General features: G+C 69.7%; 11 protein-coding genes and 1 pseudogene. 8 read left to right on the top strand and 4 right to left on the bottom strand.

Features of this window, described 5'->3' with window-relative positions:
• Positions 1-20: 20 nt before the first annotated feature.
• Positions 21-1,235 carry a pyridoxal phosphate-dependent aminotransferase gene (locus BGM09_RS34215; RefSeq protein ID WP_188285637.1) on the top strand — a complete coding sequence of 405 codons (1,215 nt, stop codon included), beginning with the start codon at positions 21-23 and terminating at the stop codon, positions 1,233-1,235.
• Positions 1,236-1,334: 99 nt separating this feature from the next.
• Here BGM09_RS34215 and BGM09_RS34210 read toward each other — a convergent pair whose 3' ends face one another.
• Positions 1,335-3,155, bottom strand: coding sequence for a phosphoenolpyruvate carboxykinase (GTP) (locus tag BGM09_RS34210; RefSeq protein ID WP_188285636.1), 1,821 nt, complete (start codon positions 3,153-3,155; stop codon positions 1,335-1,337).
• A gap of 256 nt (positions 3,156-3,411) precedes the next feature.
• On the opposite strand from BGM09_RS34210, the gene trhA reads away from it, so the two are divergent.
• The 3 genes from trhA (at position 3,412) to BGM09_RS34195 (ending at position 6,725) form a co-directional block, all read left to right on the top strand.
• Entirely contained in the window at positions 3,412-4,110 is a 699-nt protein-coding gene (trhA, locus tag BGM09_RS34205) for a PAQR family membrane homeostasis protein TrhA (protein ID WP_188285635.1), read from the top strand.
• A gap of 190 nt (positions 4,111-4,300) precedes the next feature.
• Positions 4,301-6,100, top strand: a complete 1,800-nt coding sequence (locus BGM09_RS34200; protein WP_223187991.1) for an MFS transporter — start codon at positions 4,301-4,303, stop codon at positions 6,098-6,100.
• A 4-nt stretch (positions 6,101-6,104) separates the two neighbouring features.
• The gene (locus BGM09_RS34195) at positions 6,105-6,725 is read left to right on the top strand and encodes a TetR/AcrR family transcriptional regulator (protein ID WP_188285634.1); all 621 of its coding nucleotides are present in this window, start codon (positions 6,105-6,107) and stop codon (positions 6,723-6,725) included.
• Between the two features lie 305 nt (positions 6,726-7,030).
• On the opposite strand, the gene BGM09_RS34190 is transcribed toward BGM09_RS34195, so the two are convergent.
• Entirely contained in the window at positions 7,031-9,082 is a 2,052-nt protein-coding gene (locus tag BGM09_RS34190; protein ID WP_188285633.1) for a thioredoxin domain-containing protein, read from the bottom strand.
• A 511-nt stretch (positions 9,083-9,593) separates the two neighbouring features.
• On the opposite strand from BGM09_RS34190, the gene BGM09_RS39285 reads away from it, so the two are divergent.
• From BGM09_RS39285 to BGM09_RS38290, 4 genes and pseudogenes are all read left to right on the top strand, one after another.
• Positions 9,594-10,175, top strand: coding sequence for a hypothetical protein (locus tag BGM09_RS39285; protein WP_411158397.1), 582 nt, complete (start codon positions 9,594-9,596; stop codon positions 10,173-10,175).
• 570 nt (positions 10,176-10,745) lie between these two features.
• On the top strand, positions 10,746-10,928 hold the full coding sequence (locus tag BGM09_RS34180; RefSeq protein ID WP_188285632.1) for a hypothetical protein: 183 nt from the start codon (positions 10,746-10,748) through the stop codon (positions 10,926-10,928).
• A gap of 197 nt (positions 10,929-11,125) precedes the next feature.
• Positions 11,126-11,623 (top strand): annotated as a pseudogene (locus BGM09_RS38295) (DUF1990 domain-containing protein); the annotation flags it as partial.
• Between the two features lie 222 nt (positions 11,624-11,845).
• A complete protein-coding gene (locus BGM09_RS38290; protein WP_223188000.1) occupies positions 11,846-13,039 on the top strand; it encodes a PP2C family protein-serine/threonine phosphatase in 1,194 nt (397 codons plus the stop codon).
• Between the two features lie 245 nt (positions 13,040-13,284).
• Here the strand turns inward: BGM09_RS38290 and BGM09_RS34170 are convergent, their stop codons facing one another.
• Both BGM09_RS34170 and BGM09_RS34165 read right to left on the bottom strand, forming a co-directional pair.
• Positions 13,285-14,583 (bottom strand): CHAP domain-containing protein, encoded by a 1,299-nt coding sequence (locus BGM09_RS34170; RefSeq protein ID WP_188285630.1) that lies wholly within the window; start codon positions 14,581-14,583, stop codon positions 13,285-13,287.
• Between the two features lie 282 nt (positions 14,584-14,865).
• Positions 14,866-16,017, bottom strand: coding sequence for an epoxide hydrolase family protein (locus BGM09_RS34165; protein ID WP_188285629.1), 1,152 nt, complete (start codon positions 16,015-16,017; stop codon positions 14,866-14,868).
• Positions 16,018-16,021: the final 4 nt, after the last annotated feature.

Below are 16,021 nucleotides of genomic sequence, written 5' to 3'. Positions count from 1 at the left end.
GTGGCCGTAAGGTGACCGGCATGCAGGTGATCCAGTCCACGAAGCTCGCCAACGTCTGCTACGACATCCGGGGCCCGGTCCTCGAAGAGGCCATGCGGCTTCAGGCGGCGGGCCACCGCATCCTGGAGTTGAACACCGGGAATCCGGCGCCGTTCGGTTTCGAGTGCCCGCCGGAGATCCTGGAGGACATGCTCAGGTCGCTGGGGACGGCGCACGGGTATGTGAACTCCAAGGGCATCCTCCCGGCGCGCCGCGCGGTGATGCAGCACTACCAGACCAAGGGCATCGACCTGGACGTCGAGGACGTCTACCTCGGCAACGGGGTGTCGGAGCTGATCCAGATGTCGATGCAGGCGCTGCTCGACGACGGCGACGAGGTGCTGGTGCCCGCGCCGGACTACCCGCTGTGGACGGCGTCGGTCTCGCTGTCCGGCGGCACGGCCGTGCACTACCGCTGCGACGAGCAGGCGGACTGGCAGCCGGACCTCGCCGACATCGAGCGGAAGATCACCGACCGCACCAAGGCGATCGTGATCATCAACCCGAACAACCCGACCGGCGCCGTGTACGACGACGAGATGCTGCGCGGCGTCGCCGAGATCGCCCGCAGGCACCGGCTGATCGTCTGCGCCGACGAGATCTACGACAAGATCCTGTACGACGACGCGACGCACACCCCCTTCGCCGCCATCGCCCCCGACCTGATGACCCTGACCTTCAACGGTCTGTCGAAGGCGTACCGGGTGGCGGGCTTCCGCAGCGGCTGGCTGGCGGTCTGCGGCCCCAAGGACCACGCGACCAGCTACATCGAGGGTCTGACGATCCTGGCGAACATGCGGCTGTGCGCGAATGTGCCCGCGCAGCACGCCATCGCCACCGCCCTCGGCGGGCGCCAGTCCATCAAGGACCTCGTCCTGCCCGGCGGACGGCTGACCGAGCAGCGCGACGCGGCGTACGAGGCCCTGACCGCCATCCCCGGCGTCACCTGCGTGAAGCCCAAGGGCGCCCTCTACGCCTTCCCGCGCCTCGACCCCAAGGTGCACAAGATCAAGGACGACCAGCAGATGGTCCTCGACCTCCTGCGGGCCGAGCGCATCCTCGTCGTCCAGGGCACCGGCTTCAACTGGCCCGACCCCGACCACTTCCGCCTCGTCACCCTCCCCGCCAAGGAGGACCTGACGGACGCGGTCACCCGCATCGGCGACTTCCTGGGCGGCTACAGCCAGGTGCCGTAAGAGGTACGGCGAAGGGGCCCGTCAAGGGCCCGTCATGGGTACGGCTACGGGTCGCGGGAGGTTACCGCGAAGGGGCGCGGGCGATCCGCGCCCCCCACGTCAGCCCAGGCGCGCTACCAGGGACTCGTACTCGTCCCACAGCTCGCGCGGGGTGTGGGCGCCGAAGGTTTCGAGGTGGGCGGGGATGAGGGCGGCTTCCTCTTTCCAGACCTCGGGGTCCACGGACAGCAGCAGGTCGAGGTCGTCCTGGGAGATGTCGAGCCCTTCGGTGTCGAGGTCGCCGGGCGCCGGGAGGATGCCGATGGGGGTCTCGACGCCCTTGGCCTCGCCGTTGAGGCGTTCGACGATCCACTTCAGGACCCGGCTGTTCTCGCCGAAGCCCGGCCAGACGAAGCGCCCGGCGGCGTCCTTGCGGAACCAGTTGACGTAGTAGATCTTCGGCAGCTTGGCGGCGTCGTGCTTCTTGCCGAGCGCGACCCAGTGGCCGAAGTAGTCGCCCATGTTGTAGCCGCAGAACGGCAGCATGGCGAAGGGGTCGCGGCGCAGTTCGCCGACCTTGCCCTCGGCGGCGGCGGTCTTCTCGCTGGCGACGTTGGCGCCGAGGAAGACGCCGTGCTGCCAGTCGAAGGACTCGGTGACCAGCGGTACGGCCGAGGCGCGGCGTCCGCCGAAGAGGATCGCGGAGACCGGGACGCCGCGCGGGTCCTCCCACTCGGGCGCGATGATCGGGCACTGCGCGGCGGGGACGGTGAAGCGGGCGTTGGGGTGGGCGGCGGGCGTGCCGGACTCCGGCGTCCAGTCCTGGCCCTTCCAGTCCGTGAGGTGCGCGGGCGGCTCCTCGGTCATGCCCTCCCACCACACGTCGCCGTCGTCGGTGAGGGCGACATTGGTGAAGACCGAGTTGCCGTACATCGTCTTCATCGCGTTGGAGTTGGTGTGCTCTCCGGTGCCGGGCGCCACGCCGAAGAAACCGGCCTCGGGGTTGATGGCGTACAGGCGGCCGTCCTCACCGAAGCGCATCCAGGCGATGTCGTCGCCGATGGTCTCGACGGTCCAGCCGGAGACGGTGGGCTCCAGCATCGCAAGGTTGGTCTTGCCGCAGGCGGAGGGGAAGGCGGCGGCGACGTACTTCGGCTGCCCGTGCGGCGGGGTGAGCTTGAGGATCAGCATGTGCTCGGCGAGCCAGCCCTCGTCGCGGGCCATGACGGAGGCGATGCGCAGCGCGTAGCACTTCTTGCCGAGCAGGGCGTTGCCGCCGTAGCCGGAGCCGTAGGACCAGATCTCGCGGCTCTCGGGGAAGTGCGAGATGTACTTGGTGGTGTTGCACGGCCACGGCACGTCGGCCTGGCCTTCGGCGAGCGGGGCACCCAGGGTGTGCACGGCCTTGACGAAGAAGCCGTCGGTGCCCAGTTCGTCCAGCACGGCCTGGCCCATCCGGGTCATCGTGCGCATGGAGACGGCGACGTAGGCGGAGTCGGTGATCTCCACGCCGATGGCGGACAGCGGTGAGCCGACCGGGCCCATGCAGAAGGGCACGACGTACATCGTGCGGCCCTTCATCGAGCCGCGGAAGACGCCCCCTGAGCCGTCGGCGCCGGTGAAGATCTCCCGCATCTCGGCGGGGGCCTTCCAGTGGTTGGTCGGGCCCGCGTCCGCCTCTTTCTCGGAGCAGATGAAGGTCCGGTCCTCGACCCGCGCCACGTCCGAGGGGTCGGAGGCCGCGTAGTACGAGTTGGGGCGCAGGGTCGGATCGAGCTTGGTGAAGGTGCCCTTGGCGACGAGTTCTCCGGCCAGACGGTGGTACTCCGCCTCCGAGCCGTCGCACCACACGATCTCGTCGGGCTGGGTGAGTTCGGCGATCTCGCCGACCCAGCGGGTCAGTTCCTGATGGTTGGTGGGAGCCGCAATACCGCGCGCCACGATCGCTCCGTCCCGCCGGGTCCGCACAGAACCGGCGTCACAAATTGAGGGTTTGGTTCTCGGCCCCTTGGGGGCTGCGGCCCGGACGCGTTCGTGGAGTGCTCATCCGGTACCGACCGCACTCATATGAGTGTGGGCCCCGTCAAATGATTCTGTCCAGGGCGCCGCGAGTGAGCATCACCACTGCGGGGCGGCCCCGCGCCGGCCTTCAAGTTACTAACAGGTAACTTACGCGACCGTAGGTAGGATTGACGGCATGGTCCTTGGCAACGACACTTCAGAGGTGTCCCCCACCGTCGACGACGTCGACTTGCCGATCCCCGTGAAGCCCAAGCTCAGAGGGTGGTTGCACGCGGGGATGTTCCCCGCCGTGCTCATCTCAGGAGTCGTGCTCACCGCCTTCGCCCAGAGCACCAGGGGGCGGATCGCCTGCGCCGTCTTCACCGTGACCGCGTGCGCGCTGTTCGGTGTGAGCGCGCTCTACCACCGGGGCAACTGGGGCCCGCGGGGCGAAGCGATTTTGCGACGACTTGACCATGCGAACATCTTTCTGATCATCGCGGGCACCTATACGCCGCTGGCGATCCTGCTGCTGCCCGGCGGCACCTCGGAGGCGCTGCTGTGGGTCGTCTGGGCGGGCGCGCTCGCCGGGATCGCCTTCCGCGTCTTCTGGGTCGGCGCCCCGCGCTGGCTCTACACCCCGTGCTACATCGCGCTCGGCTGGGTCGCGGTCTTCTTCCTGCCGGACTTCATGCGGACCGGCGGCGTGGCCGTCATGGTCTGCGTCATCGTCGGCGGCCTGCTCTACAGCGGCGGCGCCGTCGTCTACGGCTTCAAGCGGCCGAACCCGTCACCGCGCTGGTTCGGCTTCCACGAGGTCTTCCACTCCTTCACGTTGGTCGCGTTCATCGTCCACTACGTCGGTATCTCGCTGGTCGCCTACCAGCACGCATAAGGCTGGTCGCCTACCGGCACGCCTGAGCCGGCGGGCCGCAGCCGCCCCTTCATTCACCCGCACCCGTCCCGACGGGGGCGGGTTTTTTCGTACGCCGGCGCGCTCACCTGCACGGGTTTCCATTCGGCGATCTGACAGCTACTCTCTTTTAGGAGTCACTATCATTTGACACGGACCTTCAGGAGCCGTCATGGCAACCTCTTCTTCCCAAGCCCCGCCCCCGGCGGACGGGCAGGCGGACGCGCATACGGGCGCGTACGCGGACGGGCATTCGAGCGGGCATACGGACGCGCATACGGGCGCACAGGCATCGCCGCAGGCGGACCCCCGGCGCTGGCTGGCACTGCTCGCGATCATCGCCAGCGTCCTCGTCCTCAGCTTCGACACGACGATCCTCAACGTGGCGCTGCCGACGATGTCCGCGCAGATCGGCGCCGACACCGGCGACATGCAGTGGATCGTGGACTCGTACACCGTCGTCTTCGCCGCCGCGATGCTCCCGGCGGGCCTGCTGGGCGACCGGTTCGGACGGCGCCGGATGCTGGTCACGGGCCTCATCGTGTTCCTGGCCGGATCGATGCTCGGCGTCCTGGCGCACAGCCCGGGACCGGTGATCGCCGCCCGTACGGTGATGGGCGTCGGCGGGGCCTTCATCATGCCGCTGGCGCTGTCGGTGCTGCCGTCGATGTTCAGCGGGCAGGAGCGCTCCCGGGCGGTCGCGATCGTGTCCACCGCGATGGCGCTCGGCATGCCGCTCGGCCCGATCATCGGCGGCACGCTGCTCGAACACTTCTGGTGGGGCTCGGTCTTCCTGATCAACATCCCGCTGGTCGGCCTGAGCGTCGTCGCCTGCATGACGCTGCTGCCCGAGACCCGCGACCCCGCCGCGCCCCGGGTGGACGTCCTCAGCACGGTGTTCGCCGCCGGGGGCCTCGGCGCCCTGGTCTTCGGCATCATCGAGGCGCCCGGCCGGGGCTGGGGCGACCCGCTGGTGCTGCTGATGCTGTTCGGCGGGGTCGCGCTGCTCACCGGGCTGGTGCTGCGCGAGCGCGGGGTGAGCAGGCCGATGCTCGACCTGACGCTGCTGCGACAGCGCGGCTTCGTGTGGAACGCGGTCGCCGCCACCCTGGTCACCTTCATCCTCACCGGGCTGCTCTTCGTCCTGCCGTCCTACCTCCAGACCTCCCTCGGCTACGACGCGTTCGGCACCGGTCTGCGGCTGCTGCCGATGATGGGCGGCCTGATGTTCTCCGCCCGCGCGGGCTCCCCGCTGGTCAAGCGGTTCGGCCCGCGGCCGGTGATCGTCGGCGGGCTCGCCGTCCTGGCGGGCGCGGCCTTCCTCGGCAGCACCACGAGCGTCGGTGACGGCTACGGCGCCACCGCCCTGTGGCTGTCGATCGCCGGGCTCGGCTTCGGCCTCGCCATCGTGCCCGCCATGGACAGCGCGCTCGGCGCGCTCCCCCGCGAGCGCGCGGGCAGCGGCTCGGGACTGCTCCAGACGCTGCGGCAGACCGGCGGCGCGATCGGCGTCGCCATCCTCGGCAGCGTCCTCGCCGCCGGGTACACCGGACGGTTGGACACCGGCGGCCTGTCCTCGGCCGCCGCGCGCACCGCCAAGGACTCCGTCGTCGGCGCCCACGCCGTCGCGGCCTCCCTGGGCGACCGCGCGCTGGCCACCGCCGCCGACGCCGCGTACCTGCACGGTATGAGCGTCGTCCTCACCGTGTGCGGCATCGCGTCGCTCGTGGCCGCCGCGCTGGTGGCGGCCTTCCTGCCGAACCCGCGCACCGGGAACGCGGCGGACGGGGGCCCGGCCGCGAAGGCGTCAGGGGACGGGCACGGATACGGGTCCGGGTCCGGGAGCGACACCGCGCCCGGCGGCGTGACTGGCGCCGCTCCCGGCTCCAGGACCAGTGCGGGAACCGGCTCCGGCACCCGCGCCGGGGCACCGCTGCCCGTGGCAGAACGCACCACGGATGCCGGACAATGACGCCATGTCCCCTCGTTACAGCGGCCTCATCCCGGCGAAGACCGGTCTGCGCGAACGCAAGAAGGCCCAGACCCGCCAGGCCATCCGCGCCGCCGCGTACCGGCTCTTCGCCGAGCAGGGGTACGACGCCACCCCCGTCGACCAGATCGCGGCCGAGGCGGACGTCTCGCCGAGCACCGTCTTCCGGTACTTCCCCACCAAGGAGGACATCGTCCTCACGGACGAGTACGACGCGGGCATGGCCGAGATGCTGCGGTCCCGGCCCGCCGAGGAGAGTCCGCTGACGGCGCTGGAGATGGTGATGCACGAATCGCTCAGCCTGCTGCTCCAGGACCCCGAGGGCCAGGCCGAGATGGTTCAGCGCGAAGAACTGGTCCGCGACGTCCCCGCGATCCGCGCCCGTTCCCACGAGAGCATGTCGGAGACCGGCCGGCTGCTCGGCGGCATCATCGCCGAGCGGTCGGGCTGCTCGGCAGACGACCTCGAAGTACGCGTCTTCACCGCCGCCGTCTTCAGCGTCATCCACGAGACGACGATGTACTGGGTCGACCAGGGCCGCACCGAAGACCTCCTCCCCCTCCTCGACCGCGCCCTCGCCCTGCTGCGCGGCGGCCTGGAGTTCTGACCCAGCGGGCACGGCGGGGGCGGCGGCCTCAACCGGGCTCAGCACAGGGGGTCGAGGCCCGTAGGGGCGCTGGGGGCACCTCCCAGCGGTAGCTGGGGAGGGGGGGAGGACTGCGCGAACAGCCACGACCGCGGTCGCACGTCACCACCGGCCCCGGTGGTGGAGCAGACGCGAGGGTCCGTGGGCCGCTCCCCGCACGGGACCAGTGCCCCTCCCGGCAAGCTTTGCCCCCGTCGCGCTGCCCTGACCGCGCCCTCGCTGCGTCGGACGACGCTCCTTCCGGGCAAACATTGCCGGTCACGGCACTAGCTCGGCCGGGGTCCGGTCCACACGTCCGAGCGGAGCTGCGAGCGCAGGGTGCGCGCGTCGGACGTCGGCGCGTCGCAGACGAAGTTGCGGCAGACGTACGCGGCGGCCTGCCCGGCGCGCGTCGGCCGGGCGTGTAGCAGCGGGAACTCCGTACTGCCCTCCTCGCCGACCGCGACCACGACGCCGGGCGCGGCGCCGAGCAGCGCGGTGAGGTGGAGTTCGTCGGTGAGGGGGTCGCCGACCGCGCCGACGACGGCGACCTCGCGCGGCCCGTCGAGGGCGGCCTCGGCGACGGCGAGACCCCAGCCGACGAACCGCGGCGCGCGGGAGGCGAGCGCGCCGACGACGCCCAACGCCCTTTCCGCGGCGGTGCGGTGGGCGTCGGAGCCGGTGTGGGCGGCGTACGTGAGCAGCGCACCGGCGGCGGCGGTCCAGCCGGACGGCGTCGCGTTGTCGGTGGGGTCCTGCGGGCGGCGGATCAGGGTCTCCGCGTCGTCCGCGGTGTCGTACAGCCCGCCGTCGTCGGCGGTGAAGTGGACGATGACGGAGTCGAGCAGCAGCCCCGCGAAGTCCAGCCAGACGCCCTCGCCGGTCACCGACGCGAGCGCCAGGAAGCCCTCGGCGACGTCGCCGTAGTCCTCCAGCACACCGTCGTTGGTCCCGGCGACACCGTCACGCGAGGTGCGCGAGAGCCGTCCGCGCTCGTCCATGTGGACGCGTACGAGCAGGTCGGCGGCGTCGACCGCGGCCTGTACGAGGTCGGGCCTGTCGAAGTAGGCGCCGGTCTCGGCGAGCGCGGCGATGGCCAGGCCGTTCCAGGCGGCGACCACCTTGTCGTCACGCCCCGGACGGGGACGCGACGCCCGCGCGGTGAGCAGCCGTTCGCGTACGGAGCCGACCCGGTCGGCGTCCACCACCCCGTTGCCCTGCGGGAGTTGGAGCACGGAGGCGCCCTCCTCGAAGGTGCCCTCCTCGGTGACGCCGAAGTAGCCCGCCGCGAACTCCCCGTCGGCCGCGCCCAGTACCTCGGTGAGCTGCGCGGGCGTCCACGCGTAGTAGGCGCCCTCGGCGTGCTTGCCGGTGCCGTCGTCGCTGTCGGCGTCCAGCGCGGACGCGAACCCGCCCTCGTCCGTGGCCAGTTCGGCGATCATGAAGTCCGCGGTCTCCAGCGCGACGCGACGCGCGAAGTCGGAGCCGGTGGCCCGCCACAGGTGCGCGTACACGCGGGTGAGCAGCGCGTTGTCGTACAGCATCTTCTCGAAGTGCGGCACGGTCCAGGTGCGGTCGACCGCGTACCGGGCGAAGCCGCCGCCGAGTTGGTCGTAGATCCCGCCGCGCGCCATCGCCTCGCAGGTGTCGCGGGCCATCTGCAACGCGCCCTCGGCGCCGGTCCGCGCGTGGTGCCGCAGCAGGAACTCCAGTGCCATGGACGGCGGGAACTTCGGCGCCCCGCCGAACCCGCCGCGCCGCGCGTCGTATTCACGGGTCAGCCCGAGCAGCGCCGCCGACAGTTCGCCTTCACCCGGATGAACGGCCGCGCCGTACGCGTCGGCCCGCTCGGCCAGGTCCCGGACGATCCGCGTCGCGACATCCGTGACCTCCTCGCGCCGGTCCCGCCACGCCGCGACGACACCCTCCAGCACATCCCGGAACCCCGGCATCCCCTGCCGGGCGGCAGGCGGGAAGTACGTACCGAAGTAGAACGGCTCGCCCTCCGGCGTCAGGAACACCGTCATCGGCCAGCCGCCCTGACCGGTGGCCGCCTGCACGGCCTCCATGTACACGGCGTCGACGTCCGGCCGCTCCTCGCGGTCCACCTTCACCGACACGAAGTGCTCATTGAGATACCCGGCCGTCACCTCGTCCTCGAAGGACTCGTGCGCCATCACATGACACCAGTGACACGCGCTGTACCCCACGCTCAGCAGCACCGGCACCCCACGCTTGCGCGCCTCCGCGAACGCCCCTGCCCCCCACGGCCACCAGTCGACCGGATTCTCCGCATGCTGAAGCAAATAGGGCGAGGTCGCGTCACCGAGTCGGTTCACAGAGAACAGCGTTGCACATCCCCGCCCACGGAACGGCCCCCAGCCGGACCGCGCGTCGACACCCCGCCATCACCACCCCCAGCTCCACCGCTCCATGACGTAGTGGACCGTTTTGTCCCCTACGCGCCAGCGGCCAGGCCGTTCCGACACCTCCCCTGCACTGCCACGGCGCCCCTACGACCTGCTGACGACGTGCCGGAGCGCCGGGACTACCCCCCGGCGCGGCGGCAGTCGTGACGGCTTCGACCGCTCACGACTACCCGGTAGCGTGCGTCGAAACTGGGCTTCTGCGGAGTCGCCGGTCGCATAAGGGCTTTCGGCCGTGGCCCGTCGCCCCATAGGTCGCCAAGGCGTCGCTTCTCGGTACTGGCCGAACGCGTCGGTGCGCGCCGGCGCGGGTGGATGCAGAGCCTGGCGTTTCTGGCGCGGCGCGGGCGGCGGCCGATGCACTGAAGGACCGTCCGGGACGGACACCGGATTCACCCGCGATCCCCAGGGCACACTCAACTCCATGCGGACCGGGGGAAAAAGTTACTACTACCTCACCGACGCCGACGATTCCGTGCTCGGCCTGGTCAACAACACCGGCAGCCGCGTCTACACCTACGCCTACACCCCCGCCGGCGTCGCCGACACCACCACCGAGACCGTCCCCCAGCCCTACCGGTTCCAGGGCACCTACCTCGACCCCACCGGCCTGTACAAGATGGGCGCCCGCCCCATCAACCACACCGACCCAGACGGGACATTGTTGGAATCAACTTCCACATCCATCTGGACATCAACTGTAAGTGCGCCGCCTCGGGATTGGGCCTTATGCGGCGTCGACTGCGAGCGCTCCGGCAAGCGGCGGTTCTTCGCTCGTCGACTTCGGCTACCTGGCCTCCGGCACTGCGGCCACAATCAATGGAGTGAACGCATGCTCGTAAAGGTAGGTCCGACCCTTGCCGTTGTCGGATTGCTCCTCATGGCCACGGCGGAAATCGTGGCCGGGGTCAACGGCTTGTTCTGGCTTGTCGCGGCGATGTGCGTCGGAATGGTCACTCTTACCGCATCGATGATTGCGGGCCACAGGAAAAATCCCGGTAGTTAGCGCCAGTGCGATAAGAGCAGAAACCATTGAAGTGTCGTGCCGCCGCGACGGTTTCCGAGACGGAAACGAAATGGAATAATACAACTCCCGCTCCGCGCAGTGGCAGCAGCGACAGATCCCAGCCCAGGGCCCACGGCGCTCCGGTAGCTCCTGCTGATGCGCCTTTTCGGCCCCCCTCCGCACCCTCGGCTGTCACAGGATAAACGCCTCTACAGAACACTAAGCGATGGCGCGCGGAGTACGGACTTCCAGCCCGTCCCCCACACACTTTGACACGTGAAGGTAGTCACAGATGAGCCGTGATGAAAGCAAAGGAAGACGTGTAATGTTGCACTGGTCGGCGATATTCATGATTATATCCGCCGTCGTTTTTCTTGTTCCGGGGCATAAGAGCACCATGATGTACGTGATGGCCACCACTCTCGGAGTGGTGGGAATCTTCATGCTTGCCAGAGGGGTCCGCACAGGGCGCAATAGATAACCTGTAAGATTCCCTTTCCGTGCTTTTCGCCGAAAAATAGTCGGTACTCACGCACCGGCGTTCCGAGACCGGGAAGGCAAACCCTGATCATGCTCTTCGTCGAGCTGGCAGTGCGGGCCGGGCACGAACCTCGTTCGTACGGACTGATGTGGTGCCGGTCGTCGGACCCGGATCTCGGTGGCGCCGATGGTCCCGGTCTGTCCGGCCGGGCCGAGATGGGGGACTCCATGCCGCAGGCGAACCAGCGTTGTCAGGAGCCGGTCGACGAATAGGAGCTTGTACTTCGGCGCCCGCTCCGACCGCACGCTGTCTGCGACGGGCACACGGCCCTGGGCATCGCGCCGGGCCTGCCGTACCAGACCCATGACCCGACGCTCCGACACGGTCGACCCACGCGGACACAGGCCACGGCCAACCATGCGGCAGCTCGTGTGGAGGCTGAAAGACGTAGGGCGAGCAGGACCTGGGAATGTCCCGGCGGCGGCGCGCAGCGCTGATACTTGGCGGTATGAACGACTTCACCTATGCCACGGTGGGCATGACGGCTTCGGGTGGGACGGTGCCGCCTGGGTTTCGCGCCTTGCGGGTCCGCGTCCGGCTGGAGGACGGGTGTTTCGAGCGTGCGGCCGAGGTGCTTGTCGGCTGGGGGATGCACCGGGCCACGCCCCTCGTACGCGTTGAGTCCGTCACGGGGAACGCGGCGCCGGGCGAGCGTGTGGTGTTGCGGCTGGGCCCGTGGCGGGCGCCGTGCGAAGTGGTGTGGGCGGTCATGGAGGACGACCGTGTCGGCTTCGGCTACGGAACCCTCGCGGGGCACCCCGAGTGCGGTGAGGAGTCGTTCGTCCTGCAACGCCTGCCGGACGGGGCGGTGGAGTTCACCGTCCTCGCGATCAGCCGGCCCGCGGTGTGGTGCCTGCGGGCTGTCGGGCCGGTGACGCGAGGTGCCCAGCGGCTGGCCGCCCACCTGTACGGGAGAGCGCTGCGCGCCGAGTCCGCGGCCCGGCCCGTACGAGGGCCGCCGAATCCTGTTCACCGCATACGCCGTAGCCGCCGTATCTGCTCTTCGTCCGGCCGCCTGGGGCTCCTGGGACCGGAAACGGGCGGCGGTAGGGTGGTCCGGCCGGGCAGTCAGGCGCGGACGGCGCGAGGCAGACGGTCTACCACCACCTCACGTATCGGGGATCAGGTTATGGCGGCATCACGTTCCACCGTGGCCGACGCCCTGACGCGCCTGTTGCAGGACAGCCCGCGGGCGACTTTCGAGCAGATACCCGCGCTGCTGAACGACGCCGCGATGCGCTGCGGTCTCGGGCGGGTCCGATTGTTCGTGGCGGACCTGCAACAGGTCGTCCTGCGTGAAGTCACCGGCCGAGGCCGGAACGCGGGTGCGGGCGGCCAGGAACTGAAGATCGACAGCACACTCGCCGGCCGCGCGTACCAGACCGAACAGGCGCTGAGCGATTCACAGAGCTGCGGCCGCTGGGTCCCGGTCACAGACGGCACTCAGCGACTGGGCGTACTGCATCTGAGGCCGGACGGGGAGGCGCGGCCCGATCCGCAGATCGCACAGGCCCTCGCCGCGATGACCGGGTTGCTGCTGACCTCCAAGCGTCCGCAGAGTGACTCGTACGCGCAGCTGATCCGTACCCGCGCGATGGCCGTCTCCGCCGAAGTGCAGTGGACGCTGATGCCGCCGCCCACCTTCGCCAACGACCGGGTCACGGTGAGCGCCGCCATGGAACCGGCCTATCAGGTCGCCGGGGACGGATACGACTACGCCATCTGCGGTGACACCGTGCACATGGCCGTCTTCGACGCCATGGGTCACAACACCACCTCCGGTTTGACCGCCAGTCTGGTGATGGCCGCCTGCCGCAACGTGCGACGGCAGGGCGCCGACCCCGCCGAAGTGAGTCGGGCCATAGAGGACGTGCTGATCCGGCAGTTCGACCACAAGAGCTACGCCACCGGCATACTCGCCGATCTCGACCTGAATACCGGTGTCCTGTCCTGGGTCAACCGCGGGCACCTGTTGCCCATCATCATTCGCGGTCGCCGCTGGGCCATCACCGCCCACTGCCCACCGGCCGGTCCCATGGGCACCGGACTCCACCTGCCGATCAGCGTCTGCCAGGAACAACTCGAACCCGGCGACCGGCTGCTCCTCTACACCGACGGCATCACCGAAGCCCGCGGCTCCGACGGCCAGCAGTTCGGCGTCGACCGTTTCACCGATTTCGTCATTCGTCACCACGCCGACGCCATGCCGGTCGCAGAAACCCTGCGCCGCCTCATCCACACCCTCCTCGACCACCAGGAGGGCCGCCTCGACGACGACGCCACCGTCCTGGTCTGTCAGTGGAACGGCCCCAACGCCCCCTGAACACGCATGCCCGCGGCGAGGCCGCCGTCCAGGCCGATCCAGATCGTGGCGTCCGTGCAGGGCCTGGCGGGGTCGGGGAGGCGGGCGCAGTCTGCCGGGGGAACCCGGTAGTGGGAGGTGATCTTGCGCAACAGGCCCCGCTCGGCCGCCTCACTCCCGCCGAGTCCGAGGCCGTCATGACCGCACCCGCCCGCGGACCCCGCGGCCCAACCCGTCAACCAACCCTGCGCCCGGACCCGGACGCCCTAGGACCAGGTGCCGCCGTTGCCGTAGTGGATGGTGGTGATGCCGGTGGTTTTGTCGAGGTAGAAGTTGGCGTTGGAGGGGCGGTAGAGGCCGGCTTCGGTCTTGCCGTTGCCTTCCCAGTCGCCGAGGACCGGCAGGTCACCGGAGTTGCCGAGGCTGAAGGAGGTGGTCGTGCCGTTGGCGTGGCGCAGGTAGAAGGTGCCGCCCGAGCCGGTGCTGGGGCGGAAGACTCCGACCTGGGTCGTGCCGGTGCCGTCCCAGTCGCCGGTGATGGGCATGTCACCGGGGCTGCCGAACGCGATGGAGGTCACCGTCGCGTCGGCGTGGCGCAGGAAGAACGTGTTGGTGTGCCCGGTCACGCGGAAGACCCCGATTCCGGTGCCGCCCGCGCCGTCCCAGTTGCCGGTGATCGGCGTGTCACCGGAGTCGCCGAACTTCCACTGAGTGGTGTTGCCGTTGTCCAGCCGCAGGTAGAAGGCACGGGTGCTGGGCCGGTAGACCCCGACCTGGGTGTGGCCGACGTTGCTCCAGTCACCGGTGATGGGCACGTCACCGACACTGCCCAGGGAAATCGTCGAATCGGCGGTGCCGGCGGTGTTGCTGTCGCGCAGGTAGAACGTGCCGCCCGAACCAGTGCTGGGACGGTAGACACCGATCGTGGCGATGTAACCGCCAGCCCACTTGCCGGCCAACGGCACATCACCGGAATACACCGGAGCAGCGGGCGGTGTGGTGGCGGTGTAGGCGGGAGCGACGTAGCCGCTGATGGTGCCGTTGTAGGTCGAGGTGCCGACGGCGTCGTGGGTGAAGGTGTCGCGTTCGACCTGGCCGTTCTCGTTGCCGCCGACCGCGGTGATGGTGCTGCCGGACACCGCGGTGACGATCTCGACGTGCTTGGCCCAGTCGCTGGAGGCGCTGTAGCTGAAGACGACGGCGTCGCCCACGGCGGGGGTGTTGGACAGGGTGTCGTAGTCCTGGCCGTAGTTGTAGAAGCTGGCGGCGCCGTCGTCCAGGGTGCTCAGGTGCTTGACGCCGCCGCCCTGGGCCCAGGCCCATCCGGCGAAGTCGGCGCACCAGCTCTGGCCGTGCGTGGAGTTGGTCTGGCTCACTCCGTTGCTGTAACCGGCTCCCGTGGAGCCGCTGGGACCGTATCCGACCTGGCTGTTGACGGCGGCGGCGATGTTCGAGGGGGTGTCGGCGCGGGCGGGCAGCGCCGTCAGTCCGGCGACGGCGACGGCGGCGACCGCGGTGGAGATGGCGATCGCGGAGTTCTTCAGGCGCGGCAGAGCAGGAGGCATGGCAGAGATTCCTTGAGGTAGCGGCACTGTGCGTGCGCGAGGCGGTAGGGAGTGCCCGTTCGGGCGGTGAGACCGTCGCCAGCGGCGGCTGTCCTGCAGGAACAGCCGTCAGGGACTTTTTGCAGGGGCTGGCGTGGACTGGCGTGGACTGACAGGCGCGGGCATGGACTGGCATGGACTGACAGGCGCGGGCATGGACTGGCATGGACTGCCAGGTGCTGACAGGGGCTGGCTCTCCGGACTGCACCGAGGTCGCGCAGGTCCTGGACCCGGTGGAGCGGGTCAGGTGTCGAGGCTTGCGAAGAAGGTCCGGACGTCGGCGATGTAGTCCTGCGGCTGTTCGAGGGCGAGGAAGTTGCCGCCGCGCGGCAGCTCGCTCCAGTGGGTGATGTGGTGGTCGCGTTCGGCGAAGCGGCGGATGGCGACGTCGGTGGGCAGTGCGACGGCCACGCCGGTGGGTACGGTCCCTCGCGGCTTGGGTGCCCAGGCGCTCGCGTCGTGCCCGGACTCGTAGTAGAGGTTGGCCGAGGAGCCGGCGGTGCCGGTGAACCAATAGATGCTGATGTTGGTCAGCAGCCGGTCCAGGCCCACCGCGTCCTGCGGCAGCTCGGCGGCCGGGTCGGTCCACTCCTTGAACTTCTCGGCGATCCAGGCCGCTTGGCCGACGGGCGAGTCGGTCAGGCCGTGGGCCAGGGTGTGCGGGCGCGTCGACTGGATCGCGTTGAAGCCCATCTGGTCCTCGCGGAAGCGCTCCAGGCGGGCCAGCCGCTCCTGCTCAGCCTCGGTCAGCCCCTCGAACTCGGCGGGGTCTCCGGAGGGGAAGGTGACCAGGCCGTTCAGGTGCACGCCCAGCACCCGCTGCGGCGCCTGCCGACCCATCTCCGCCGCGATCCAGGCGCCCCCGCCGGTTCCCTGGACGCCGTAGCGCCGGTAGCCGAGACGGTCCATCAGCTCGACGAAGGCGCCGGCGATCCGGCCGGTGGTCCAGCCTGCCTCGCCCAGCGGGCCGGAGAACCCGGTGCCGGGCGTGGAGGTGACGACCACGTGGAAGTCGGCGGCCATCTGCGCGATCACGTCGGCGAACTGCACGATGGAGCAGGGCCAGTCGTGGATCAGCAGCAACGGCACCGCCGTGGGGGCGTCGGAGCGCAGGTGTACGAAGTGCACGTTCTGCCCGTCCACTTCGGTGGTGAACTGCGGGTACCCGTTGAGCTCGGCCTCGGCCTCGCGCCAGTCGAATCTCTCCGCCCAGTAGCCGGCGAGCTCCTTCAGGTAGCCGACCGGCACGCCCCGGCTCCACCCTGTGCCGGGGATCTCGCTTCCCCAGCGGGTGCGCGCCAGCCGGTCGCGCAGATCGTCGAGGTCCGCCTGCGGGACGTCGATCCGGAAGGGCGTGATCCGGGTGTCGCTGCTGCTGCTCACGGTGGTCTCCATGGGT

Origin of the sequence: Streptomyces sp. CBMA29 (assembly GCF_014596445.1) — a bacterium.
Taxonomy (GTDB): Bacteria; Actinomycetota; Actinomycetes; order Streptomycetales; family Streptomycetaceae; genus Actinacidiphila.
The sequence above is the reverse complement of the archived record's forward strand: the minus strand, read 5'-3'. Positions and strand labels throughout refer to the sequence as shown.